This is a genomic window from Micromonospora sp. NPDC049662, from assembly GCF_040675055.1.
GTDB lineage: Bacteria > Actinomycetota > Actinomycetes > Mycobacteriales > Micromonosporaceae > Micromonospora.
This window is the reverse complement of sequence record NZ_JBFAOC010000100.1, coordinates 1-9,953: the sequence shown is the minus strand read 5'-3', so window position 1 is coordinate 9,953 and position 9,953 is coordinate 1. Positions and strand designations below refer to the sequence as shown.

Genomic DNA, 9,953 nt, shown 5'->3' with positions numbered 1-9,953 from the left:
TGGCGGGTTTGTCATATTGTTCCCACCCCGCAAACACGCTCACCGGGGTGTTGTCACCGTCGGTCGCATGGCGTGGCGGTCGGAACGCCAGAGTTCGTCCCAGGCCGTCGAAGGCCGCGCTACATCATTCTCCACCAAGATCCTTCAAAGACACGGCCTAACGGGCCAGGCGGTCCAGGAGCTCGCCGAGCAGCGCGTGTTCGCCGGGGGTGAGGTCGCCCGGGTCGTCGCCGACCAGCGCACGTAGCGTCAGCGCGGCGCTCGCACGAGTCGCGGGGGCGTCGGTGGGGGCCATGCGCAGGACTCCGGCCAGCGCGGCCTCGCGGACACGTCCGGACAGCTCGAGATCCGGCTCTGGCTGGCTGATCAAGGTGAGCGTGATGCCGACGTTGGCGGCCAACACCTGTTCGGCGGCATCGGCCGCCGGCACCTTGAGTCGGCCCCGGGCGGCGGTCAACCGGTCGCGCAACGCGGCGTGCGCGGGAGCGGTGACGGCGCAGGGCCTTCCCGGCTCTGCGCGGCCGTAGAGCAGCCCGTAGAACGACGGGTGCTCCAGCCCGAACTGTACGTGTCTGTCCCAGCCCTCGCGCAGGTCGTTCAGCGGGTCGCCAGAGTTCTCGATCGCCGTGTACTGGGTGAAGCCGTGGCTCGCCACGGCGTCGATCAGGCCCTGCTTGCTGCCGAAGTGGTGGTACAGCGTCGGGGCCTGCACGCCGGCGCGGTCGCACACCGCCCTGGTGGACACCGTGCCGCCGCTCTCCAGCAGTTCCGCCGCGGCGAGCAGGAGTCGATCTCGTGCGTTCTGCATAGTTGCTACATTAGCTCATGTAGCGCTACATTGCTCGCTATAGCGAAAGGAGAAGTCCATGAGGACTTGGTTCATCACGGGTGGGACGCCCGGCGGGTTCGGCCTCGTCTATGCCGAGGCTGCCCTGGAGCAGGGCGATCAGGTGGTGGTGACCGCGCGTCGGCCTGCTGAGCTGCGGGAGTGGGCTGAGTCCTACGGCGACCGGGTGCTGGTCCTGCAGCTCGACGTCACCGATGCCGACCAGGTGCGTGCGGCGGTCAGGGCGGCCGAGGAGCGGTTCGGCGGGATCGACGTGCTCGTCAACAGCGCGGGCCGTGGCTGGTACGGCTCGATCGAGGGTGCCCCCGACGAGACGATCCGCCGCACGTTCGACCTCAACCTGTTCGCCGTGGTCGAGGTGGTACGCGCCGTCCTGCCCGGTATGCGGGCACGCGGCGACGGTTGGATCGTGAACATGTCGTCGGTGGCAGGCCTCGTCGGCGCGCTGGGGTTCGGCTACTACGCGGCGGCGAAGTTCGCGATCGAAGGACTGTCGGAGACACTGCGCCAGGAAGTCGAGCCGTTCGGCGTGCGCGTGCTCGTCGTGGAGCCGGGAGCGTTCCGCACCAAGGCCTTCGCCTACTTCCAGAACGAGGACGTCAACGAGACCGTCGACGCCTACCTGCCGATGGTCGAGGGCGTCCGGGCGGCGTTCGTGGACCACAACGGAAAGCAGGCGGGAGACCCCGTTCGTGGGGTGCAGGCCGTGATCAGCGCCTTGAACGCACCCGTCCCGCCGAAGCGGATCGTGCTCGGCAACTCCGGCTACGACGCCGTTGTCGCGATGCACGAGAACGCGCTCGCGGAGCTGCGCGCGAACGAGAAGCTCTCCCGTGGAGCGGACTTCTGAGCCTGTCACACACCAGGACGCGCCCGCGTCCTGGCACCCGAGAAGACTGGAGAGAAGAAATGAACGACATCACTCTGCCCAAGGCCGTCGATCACTTCATCACGGCGACCAACGCGCACGATGCGAACGAGATGGCCGCGGTCTTCGGCGACGGGGCCACCGTGCGCGATGACGGGCAGACCTGGACCGGCGAGGCCGAGATCCGCGAGTGGATCCAGGGGCACCTGATCGACCCCAGGGTCGTGCTCACGCCGACCTCGTTCGCCCACGACCGGCTGGTGGCCTCCGGGGACGGTGATTTCCCTGGCGGGCCCCTGTCCTTCGCCCTCGTGTTCGACATCAAGGACGACCAGATCAGCGGCCTTGCGATCGAGCCCGTCTGATTCGTCGCCGGCCGGAACTGCCACAGGGCGGCTCCGGCCGGTGACCAGGAACGGGCAGCCAGCGGCACCAGCAGAGCGCCCCTGGCCGGAAGTGCGGTTGGCCGCTCTACTCGCTGGGGGCGTTGGCGGGCCGACGACGGGCGGCGTCGTCGGCGATGATCACGGTGGCCACCATCAGCGCGACGCAGACGCTGAACAGCCACGAGTCGTCGGAGACGAGCCGGGCCGACACCGGCGCCTGGAGCGCGGCGAGCAGGAAGCCGAGCCAGGCGATGCGGCGCTGACGCGTGGAGAGGATTCCGGAGCCTTGATGCATCCCGAAATTCTTACGCGAACACGCGCGTTTGCCGTCCCCCGATCGGCCGATTCTGACTGAGCTGTCCGCTTTCTCGACCGTCCGGACACCACTTCTTGTCGCAGCGGGCGGGCGCCTTCCGACGACGGTACGGTGCGCTGCGGCAGGATGCTGTCCCATGTCCACCTCGCCCCCGCCACCCCGCGCCGCGCTGCTCCTGCTGGCCTACCTCGCGTTCGTCAGCCTCGGCCTGCCGGACGGCCTGCTCGGCGTCGGCTGGCCGTCGATCCGGGCGGACTTCGGCATCCCGACCGAGGCCGTCGGGTTGCTGCTCACCGCGGGCACCGTCGGCTACCTCACCTCCAGCGTGCTGGCCGGGTTCACGCTGGCCCGCATCGGCGTGGGCGCGCTGCTCGCCGGAAGCACCCTGCTCGCCAGCCTGGCGCTGACCGGATACGCCCTGAGCCCCGGGCTGGCGGTGATCGTGGGCTGCGCGCTGCTGCTCGGGCTGGGCTCCGGCGCTGTCGACTCCGGGCTCAACGCGTACGCCGCCGGCGCGTTCGGTCCGCGCCACATGAACTGGCTGCACGCCTTCTTCGGCCTGGGCGTGGCGATCGGTCCACTGATCATGACAGCGGCGCTGAGCGCCGGACTGGCCTGGCGGTGGGGGTACGGCATCGTGGCCGCCGCCCAGCTCGCCCTCGCCACGGCGTTCGCGCTGACCGTACGCGCGTGGCGACGCCGCGATCCCGCTCCCGGGGCGGACGCGGAAACGTCCGACACCGCCGCGCCGGTCCGGGTGCCGGTCCTGGCCACCCTGCGGCTGCCGGTCGTCTGGTCGGGGACACTGGCCTTCGCGCTGTACGTCGCCATCGAGGTGTCCGCCGGGCTGTGGGCGTTCCTGCTGCTCACCCAGGGGCGCGGCCTGACCGGCGCGGTGGCGGGCGGCTGCGTCTCCGCGTACTGGGGGAGTCTCTTCGTCGGCCGGGTGGTGCAGGGGGTGGTGGCCGAACGGCTCGGGCCCCGGCTGGTGTTGCGGGTGAGCCTGGCGGGCATGGCCGTCGGCGCGGCGCTGATCGCCGTCCCCGGCTCGGCCGTGTTGGCCGTGCTCGGCCTGGTCGTGCTCGGTTTCGCCGCCGCGCCGGTGTTCCCGCTGCTCACCCTCACCACCGCCGAGCGGGTCGGCGCGGCGCACGCGGACCGCGCCATCGGGTTGCAGATCGGTGCCGCCGGTCTGGGCGCGGCGCTCGTTCCGGCGGGCCTCGGCGTGCTGATCAGCAACGTGTCGGTACAGGCGCTCGGCCCGTCCCTGGTGGTGCTCGCGCTGGCGCTGATCGTGCTCTACGAGCTGGGCGCCCGCCGGTCGTCCGGGGACGCCGGGCGGACCGGGCCGCCCGGCGTGGACTATCCGTTGTCCGGTCCGGTACGGCCGGTCGTGGAGGGACGGTAGGCGCGCTCCGGGTCGGTCGGCTCCCGCCCCGGCGCCTCGCCGCCCCGGTCGGCCGCAGCCGGCCCGTGCCCGAAGGCGGCCTCCTCGCCGGCGTCGTTGCCGGTCACGTCGTCAGCCTGCCCGTCGATGCTGGAACCCGCCACGGCGCGCTCCAACTCCTCCAGCGGCAGCCGCTCCTCGTCCCGCCACACCCTGTCGTCCGTCATGCCATCAGCGGTACCCGGGCGCGATGATCGCAAACAGGTGCGCCGCGGCCCGGAACACGACGATGGCCGCCGGGAAACCGGCGGCCATCGTTGATCGCGTACGCCCGATCACGGCTGCGGGCGGTCCACCGAGCCACGCCAGGCGCCGGTCTCCTGACCGCGCCGCTCGATGAACGTCTTGAACCGCTCCAGGTCGCCCTTGGCGCGCCGGTCGACGATGCCGAGCTTGTCGCCAGCCTGCTCGACCACACCGTGCGGCTCGAACTCGAGCTGGAGGGTGACCCGGGTCTTGCTCTCGTCCAGGCGGTGGAAGGTCACCACACCCGCCTGCTGGGTGCCGCCGGTCGAACGCCACGCGACCCGCTCGTCGGGAAGCTGCTCGGTGATCTCGGCGTCGAACTCGCGCTTGACACCGGCGATGTCCACCGTCCAGTGGGTCATCGTCTCGGAGAGCTGCCGGACCTCCTGCACGCCCTCCATGAACTGGGGGAACTCCTCGAACTGCGTCCACTGGTCGTACGCGGTCCGCACGGGTACGGAAACCTCGACGTGTTCGGTAACGCCACTCATCGGTCAATCCTCCTTCGGCCGCTGTCTGTCGGATCGGGGGGCGATCACTACCAGCGGGTTGTCTCGTTCTTGTGGCCGAGCGCGGCCCACACCTCGGAGACCGTCTGGTACTCGGTGCCCTCGGGCAGCCGTTCCAGCGCCGCCACGATGTCGTCGGGCGCCTCGTTCTCCCGCGCGCTGGCGATGAGCACCAACCGGTCGCCGGGCAGCGCGCTCATCGAGATGAACCGGCCGAGCCGGCTGCGCTGCTCCACGTCCGTGGAACTCATCCCCTGCGGGGTGCCGGTGCGCAGGTCGCCCGCCGGGGCCGTGGTGGTCTCCGGCTGGTCCTCACCGGCCGGCTCGGGCACCCGGGACTCGTCGACCCGTGAGCCGCCGGTGCCCGGCCCCTGCACGAGGCCGCTGACCTCCTGGCTCATCTGCTCGTCGATCCTCGGTCCGTGCTTGCTGTTGCCACGCTCCATGCCTTCTGCGCTACCCGGCACCCCGCCCGGTAAACCGGCACCCGGTCACGAACCGGCCCTCGGGCCGGACATCCGGTCCCTTTCAGTCCTCGGCCGGCCTGCGTGGCGGCAGCACCGGATCGTCCGCGTCCCGCTCGCCCGCCTGCAACTGCCGGCCGCGCTGCACCTCGGCGTTGATCTGCACGCCGAGCATCAGGGCGCAGTTGGACAGGTAGAGCCAGACCAGGAACGCGATGGCCGCGCCCAGGCTGCCGTAGGTCGTCTGATAGGTGGCGAAGTTCGCGACGTAGAAGCCGAAACCGAAGGACACCACCGCCCAGGAGAGCAGGGCCACCGCGCCGCCGGGGGTGAGCCAGCGGAAACGGGGTTGGCGCACGTTCGGGGCGATCCAGAACAGCAGGGACAGCAGCACCATCATCACCAGGGCGAGCACCGGCCACTTCGCGACGCTCCACACCGTTCGCGCCAGACCACCGGCGTTGATCAGGTCGCCGACCGCGTCGGTGACCGGGCCGCTGACGATCAGAGCGAGGGCGACCACCGCGAGCAGCACCAGCGTCACGGCGGCCAGGCCGATCTGCAACGGCCGCAGCCGCCAGACCGGCCTGCCCTCGGTCACCCCGTAGATGGCGTTGGAGGCGCGGGTGAACGCACCGATGAAGCCCGACGCGGACCACAGCGCGCCGAGCAGACCGAAGCTCAGCAGCACCTTGGCGTTGCTCTGCTGGACGACCACCGAGCGGATCACCCCGACCACGCCGCCGTCGTCGTCGGCCACCACCGAACCGGCACCCACCTGCTTGGCCAGGTCGACAACCGTGTCGAGGGTCCGCTCGCCCGAGGAGACCAGGCCGACCAGGGCCACCACCACGATGGCGGACGGAAAGAGCGCCAGCACCCCGTAGTAGGTGAGCGCGGCGGCCCAGTCCGAGCAGTTGTCGTTCACGAAGTTCTGCACGCTGCGGACCAGCACCCCGCGCCACGTCCGCCAGCTCAGTTGCCGGATCCGCCGGGGAATCCCCGAACCGGTGAGTGTCGTGCCGGGATCCGTGGTCGTCATGCCCGCTCCCTGTGCCCCGGCCACCGGATGACCGGTCGTCCGGTCTGGCCTGGACCGGCCGGTACCCAGGGCGGGAAATCGACAAACCCGCTCGGCGGCCCGCCGACGCCGCTAGGGTTTGCCGCCGCGCTCGCGGGGAACGGACACAGTGACTCTGTCGATGCATCAGGAGGACGAGATGCCCGCGCGCGAGGACATGCCCAGCACGCTGCGACGCTCCTCGGACAAGGCGCAGCGCACCTGGGAGAAGACCCACGACTCGGCGGTGGAGACCTACGGCGAGGGCGAGCGGTCGCACCGTACCGCCTTCGCGGCGGTGAAGCACCAGTTCGAGAAGGTGGGCGACCACTGGGAGCCCAAGGGTCGTAAGGGCCCGAGCGACCGCCAGGCCGCCGGTGGAGGCCCCGAGCGGCGTGCCCCCACCGCCGGTGGGGTGGACGCCAACGCCAGCAAGGACCACCTGATGTCGGTGGCCCGCAAGCTGGACGTGCCGGGCCGGTCCAGCATGACCAAGTCGGAGCTGGTCACGGCCATCGAGAAGGCCAACGACCGGGCGACCCGCAAGGCTCGCGGCGACTGACCCACGCGCAGCGTGGCACGGGGCGGACGCGCCACCCCTGCGTCCGCCCCGTGCCGCTTTGACCGCTCACCACCGCCCGCCGCCGGGCGCCTCGATGTGCACCGCCTTCGTGGCCGTGAACTCGTCCAGCAGCTCCGGGCCGTAGCCGAAGCCCTGCCCGCTGGACCGGCGCGGATGCGCGGCTCCGCCCGGCGCCCCACCGAACACCGCGTTGACCTTCACGGTGCCCACCGGCAGCTCCCGCCAGGCCCGCTGCGCGTGGCTCATCGACGCGGTCAGCACCGTGGCCGCCAGCCCGTACGGGGAGTCCGCCGCACAGGTCAGCGCCTCGTCGAACGAATCGACCACCACCACCGGGGCGACCGGCCCGAACGTCTCCTCGCGTACCAACGCCATGTCGTGCCGGCAGTCGGCGACCACGGTGGCCGGGTAGTACGCGCCCGGTCCGTCCGGCAGCTCCCCGCCGGTGCGTACCCGCGCGCCGGCCGCCACCGCCGCCGTCACCTGTCCGTGCACGTGGTCGCGGTGCCGCCGGTCGACGAGCGGGCCCAACTCGGTGCCCGGGTCGCGCCCCGGCCCGACCCGCAACGCGTCGGCCCGACGCACCAGCGCCGCCACGAAGTCGTCGGCCAGGTCGCGATGTACGTAGATCCGCTCCACCGCGACGCAGATCTGCCCGGCGTTGGCGAACGCGCCGAGCGCGGCCTGTTCCGCCGCCCACTCGGGGTCGACACCCGCGTCGACGATGAGCGGGTCGCTGCCGCCGTTCTCCAGCAGCACCTTCGCGCCGGTGCCGGCAGCGGCGGCGGCGATCTTGCGCCCGGTGGCGGTGGACCCGACGTGCGCGATCACGTCCACGTCCTGCGCGGCCAGCGCCGCGCCGACCTCCGGGCCGCCGGTGAGCAGGGACAGCACGCCCGCCGGCAACGCCCCGTCCAGGGCCCGGGCCAGCAGCCAACCCGTCGCGGGCGTCCGCTCGCTCGGCTTGTAGAGCACCACGTTGCCGGTGACCAGGGCCGCGCCGAGCAGCCCGCACGAGACCGCCACCGGGTCGTTCCAGGGGGTGATCGCGGCGACCACGCCGCGCGGCTGTGGAGTCATGAAGTCCACCGCGTCGGTCGCGCCGTGCAACGTCCGTCCGCCGCGCAGCGGCGCGAGTTCCGCGTACTGTCGCAGGGTGCCGATGCCCGCCTCGACGCCGCCGCGGGCGTCCGCGAGTGGCTTGCCCATCTCCGCGGTGACCGCCGCCGCCAGCTCGTCGGTGAGCGCCGCGACCGCGTCCGCGGCCCGGTGCAGGGTCGCCGCCCGCTCGGCCGGCGCGGTCGCCGCCCACTCGTCGGCCGCCTCGCGTGCCGCCTGGGCCGCCTTGCCGACCTCGTCGGCCGTGGCGACCGGCGCCGAGGTGACCGGTTCGCCGTCCGCCGGATCACACACGACCAGCTCGCCGCCGGACCCGCCCGCGCCCCACACCCCGCCCACCAGCTGCGCAACCGTGTACATGCGGCGCTGGATGCCCGGGTCCCGGCGAGACAAACGCGTTTCGCCCGGTTGCGCCCCGGGTAGGCGGGTCGGATGACTACCACCGGCGCGCAGGGCGCGGACGCCGTCGTCATCGGCGCCGGGCACAACGGCCTGGTCGCGGCGAACCTGCTGGCCGACGCCGGGTGGGACGTGGTCGTGCTGGAAGCGACCGCCGTACCCGGCGGCGCCGTCCAGTCGGCCGAGGTGACCGCGCCGGGCTATCTGAGCGACCTCTACAGCTCGTTCTACCCCCTCGGGTACGCCTCGCCCGTGCTCAACGGCCTCGACCTGGGCCGCCACGGGTTGTCCTGGCGGCACGCCCCGGACGTGCTGGCGCACCTGCTGCCCGACGGGCGGGCCGCGGTGATCAACCGGGACCCGGACGCCACGGCCGCCTCGTTGGAACAGTTCGCCCCCGGGGACGGGAAGCGCTGGCTGAACGCGTACACGGACTGGCTCGAGGTGGCCGAGCCGATGTTGACCGCGATCACCACGCCGTTCCCGCCGGTACGCGGCGGACTGGGTCTGCTGCGCCGGCTGCGGGTCGCGGGAGCGCTGCGGCTGGCCCGCCGACTCGTGGTGCCGGTGCGCAAACTCGGCGACGAGCTGTTCGACGGCGAGGGGGGCCCGGCGCTGCTCGCCGGATGCGCCCTGCACACCGACCTGTCCCCCGAGGAGGCCGGCTCCGGCGTGTACGGCTGGCTGCTGGCCATGCTCGGCCAGCAGGTCGGCTGGCCGGTGCCCGACGGCGGCGCGCGGCGGATCACCGACGCGTTGGTGGACCGCCTCGCCGAACGCGGCGGCCGCATCCTGTACGGCGCGCGCGTCGACCGGGTGCTCACCGCGCGCGGCCGGGCGATGGGCGTACGCACCGAGGGCGGCACGCTGTGGCGGGCCCGGCGGGCGGTCCTCGCCGACGTGCCGGCGCCCGCCCTCTACCTCGACCTCGTCGGTGCGGCGGTCCTGCCGTCGCGGCTCGTGGAGGACCTGGCGCACTTCCGGTGGGACGGCTCGACGCTGAAGGTGGACTGGGCGCTCTCCGCCCCCGTCCCGTGGACCAACCGGGCGATCGCCGGGGCCGGCACGGTGCACCTCGGCGCGGACCTCGACGGGCTGACCCGCTACGCCGGCGAGCTGGCCCGGGGTGAACTGCCCCGCGACCCGTTCCTGCTGGTCGGGCAGATGTCCGTGGCCGACCCCAGCCACTCGCCGCCGGGCACCGAGTCGCTCTGGTCGTACACCCACCTGCCGTTCCGGCGGAACTGGCGGGCCGAGGACATCGCCGAACACGTGCAGCGTATGGAGGACGTGCTCGAAGCGGCGGCCCCGGGTTTCCGGCAGCTCATCGTGGGCCGGCACGTGGCCGGACCGGCCGACCTGGAGAAGGGCGATCCGAGCCTGGTCGGTGGCGCGCTGGGCGGGGGCACCGCCGCCGCGTACCAACAGTTGTTCCTGCGCCCGATCCCCGGCCTGGGCCGCGCGGACACCCCGGTGGACCGGCTCTTCCTGGCCAGTTCGTCGGCGCACCCGGGCGGTGGGGTGCACGGCGCGCCGGGCGCGAACGCGGCCCGCGCGGCCCTGGCCCGCGACCGCGCCCTAACCGGCACCGCCTACAAGGCGGCCGTAACCACAGCCCACCGAGCGATCTACCCCCCCACCTGACGCGGTGATCAAGAGGTTTGCGTCACCGGCGGGCCGGATTCTGACGCAAACCTCGTGTACGACGC

12 protein-coding genes are annotated in these 9,953 nt (G+C 72.5%); 5 read left to right on the top strand and 7 right to left on the bottom strand.

All coding sequences use genetic code 11. From position 1 onward, the window contains the following. Positions 1-157 precede the first annotated feature (157 nt). Positions 158-808: a TetR/AcrR family transcriptional regulator gene (locus tag AB0J36_RS33865; RefSeq protein WP_357119752.1), complete on the bottom strand. Its 651-nt coding sequence runs from the start codon at positions 806-808 to the stop codon at positions 158-160. A gap of 58 nt (positions 809-866) precedes the next feature. Between AB0J36_RS33865 and AB0J36_RS33860 the strand changes: the two genes are divergently transcribed. Continuing rightward, the gene (locus AB0J36_RS33860; protein ID WP_357119749.1) at positions 867-1,697 is read left to right on the top strand and encodes an SDR family NAD(P)-dependent oxidoreductase; all 831 of its coding nucleotides are present in this window, start codon (positions 867-869) and stop codon (positions 1,695-1,697) included. 59 nt (positions 1,698-1,756) lie between these two features. Then, positions 1,757-2,080, top strand: coding sequence for a nuclear transport factor 2 family protein (locus AB0J36_RS33855; RefSeq protein ID WP_363661570.1), 324 nt, complete (start codon positions 1,757-1,759; stop codon positions 2,078-2,080). 106 nt (positions 2,081-2,186) lie between these two features. On the opposite strand, the gene AB0J36_RS33850 is transcribed toward AB0J36_RS33855, so the two are convergent. Further along, positions 2,187-2,396 (bottom strand): hypothetical protein, encoded by a 210-nt coding sequence (locus AB0J36_RS33850; protein WP_357119743.1) that lies wholly within the window; start codon positions 2,394-2,396, stop codon positions 2,187-2,189. Between the two features lie 157 nt (positions 2,397-2,553). On the opposite strand from AB0J36_RS33850, the gene AB0J36_RS33845 reads away from it, so the two are divergent. Then, the gene (locus AB0J36_RS33845; RefSeq protein ID WP_357119740.1) at positions 2,554-3,825 is read left to right on the top strand and encodes an MFS transporter; all 1,272 of its coding nucleotides are present in this window, start codon (positions 2,554-2,556) and stop codon (positions 3,823-3,825) included. Here the strand turns inward: AB0J36_RS33845 and AB0J36_RS33840 are convergent. The 4 genes from AB0J36_RS33840 to AB0J36_RS33825 form a co-directional block, all read right to left on the bottom strand. Next, on the bottom strand, positions 3,780-4,031 hold the full coding sequence (locus AB0J36_RS33840) for a hypothetical protein (RefSeq protein ID WP_355053421.1): 252 nt from the start codon (positions 4,029-4,031) through the stop codon (positions 3,780-3,782). The genes AB0J36_RS33845 and AB0J36_RS33840 overlap by 46 nt on opposite strands. A 108-nt stretch (positions 4,032-4,139) precedes the next feature. After that, positions 4,140-4,601: an SRPBCC family protein gene (locus tag AB0J36_RS33835; RefSeq protein ID WP_357119737.1), complete on the bottom strand. Its 462-nt coding sequence runs from the start codon at positions 4,599-4,601 to the stop codon at positions 4,140-4,142. A 47-nt stretch (positions 4,602-4,648) separates the two neighbouring features. Next, positions 4,649-5,065 (bottom strand): DUF2795 domain-containing protein, encoded by a 417-nt coding sequence (locus tag AB0J36_RS33830; RefSeq protein WP_007458076.1) that lies wholly within the window; start codon positions 5,063-5,065, stop codon positions 4,649-4,651. A gap of 82 nt (positions 5,066-5,147) precedes the next feature. Further along, positions 5,148-6,125, bottom strand: a complete 978-nt coding sequence (locus AB0J36_RS33825; protein ID WP_357119734.1) for a YihY/virulence factor BrkB family protein — start codon at positions 6,123-6,125, stop codon at positions 5,148-5,150. Positions 6,126-6,303: 178 nt separating this feature from the next. Here AB0J36_RS33825 and AB0J36_RS33820 point away from each other — a divergent pair, with 178 nt between their 5' ends. Further along, complete coding sequence (locus tag AB0J36_RS33820) at positions 6,304-6,705, top strand: ChaB family protein (protein WP_357119731.1); 402 nt, start codon at positions 6,304-6,306, stop codon at positions 6,703-6,705. 66 nt (positions 6,706-6,771) lie between these two features. On the opposite strand, the gene AB0J36_RS33815 is transcribed toward AB0J36_RS33820, so the two are convergent. Next, positions 6,772-8,205: an aldehyde dehydrogenase family protein gene (locus AB0J36_RS33815; protein WP_357119728.1), complete on the bottom strand. Its 1,434-nt coding sequence runs from the start codon at positions 8,203-8,205 to the stop codon at positions 6,772-6,774. A gap of 72 nt (positions 8,206-8,277) precedes the next feature. Here AB0J36_RS33815 and AB0J36_RS33810 point away from each other — a divergent pair, with 72 nt between their 5' ends. Next, on the top strand, positions 8,278-9,888 hold the full coding sequence (locus tag AB0J36_RS33810) for an NAD(P)/FAD-dependent oxidoreductase (protein WP_357119725.1): 1,611 nt from the start codon (positions 8,278-8,280) through the stop codon (positions 9,886-9,888). Positions 9,889-9,953 lie beyond the last annotated feature (65 nt).

What these genes read in the sequence shown, in the direction of transcription:
- AB0J36_RS33860 (WP_357119749.1), top strand. Translation starts at nt 867, where the DNA reads ATGAGGACTTGGTTCATCACGGGTGGGACGCCCGGCGGGTTCGGCCTC.
- AB0J36_RS33810 (WP_357119725.1), top strand. Translation starts at nt 8,278, where the DNA reads ATGACTACCACCGGCGCGCAGGGCGCGGACGCCGTCGTCATCGGCGCC.
- AB0J36_RS33855 (WP_363661570.1), top strand. Translation starts at nt 1,757, where the DNA reads ATGAACGACATCACTCTGCCCAAGGCCGTCGATCACTTCATCACGGCG.
- AB0J36_RS33820 (WP_357119731.1), top strand. Translation starts at nt 6,304, where the DNA reads ATGCCCGCGCGCGAGGACATGCCCAGCACGCTGCGACGCTCCTCGGAC.
- AB0J36_RS33815 (WP_357119728.1), bottom strand. Translation starts at nt 8,205, where the DNA reads ATGTACACGGTTGCGCAGCTGGTGGGCGGGGTGTGGGGCGCGGGCGGG.
- AB0J36_RS33840 (WP_355053421.1), bottom strand. Translation starts at nt 4,031, where the DNA reads ATGACGGACGACAGGGTGTGGCGGGACGAGGAGCGGCTGCCGCTGGAG.
- AB0J36_RS33825 (WP_357119734.1), bottom strand. Translation starts at nt 6,125, where the DNA reads ATGACGACCACGGATCCCGGCACGACACTCACCGGTTCGGGGATTCCC.
- AB0J36_RS33830 (WP_007458076.1), bottom strand. Translation starts at nt 5,065, where the DNA reads ATGGAGCGTGGCAACAGCAAGCACGGACCGAGGATCGACGAGCAGATG.
- AB0J36_RS33850 (WP_357119743.1), bottom strand. Translation starts at nt 2,396, where the DNA reads ATGCATCAAGGCTCCGGAATCCTCTCCACGCGTCAGCGCCGCATCGCC.
- AB0J36_RS33835 (WP_357119737.1), bottom strand. Translation starts at nt 4,601, where the DNA reads ATGAGTGGCGTTACCGAACACGTCGAGGTTTCCGTACCCGTGCGGACC.
- AB0J36_RS33845 (WP_357119740.1), top strand. Translation starts at nt 2,554, where the DNA reads ATGTCCACCTCGCCCCCGCCACCCCGCGCCGCGCTGCTCCTGCTGGCC.
- AB0J36_RS33865 (WP_357119752.1), bottom strand. Translation starts at nt 808, where the DNA reads ATGCAGAACGCACGAGATCGACTCCTGCTCGCCGCGGCGGAACTGCTG.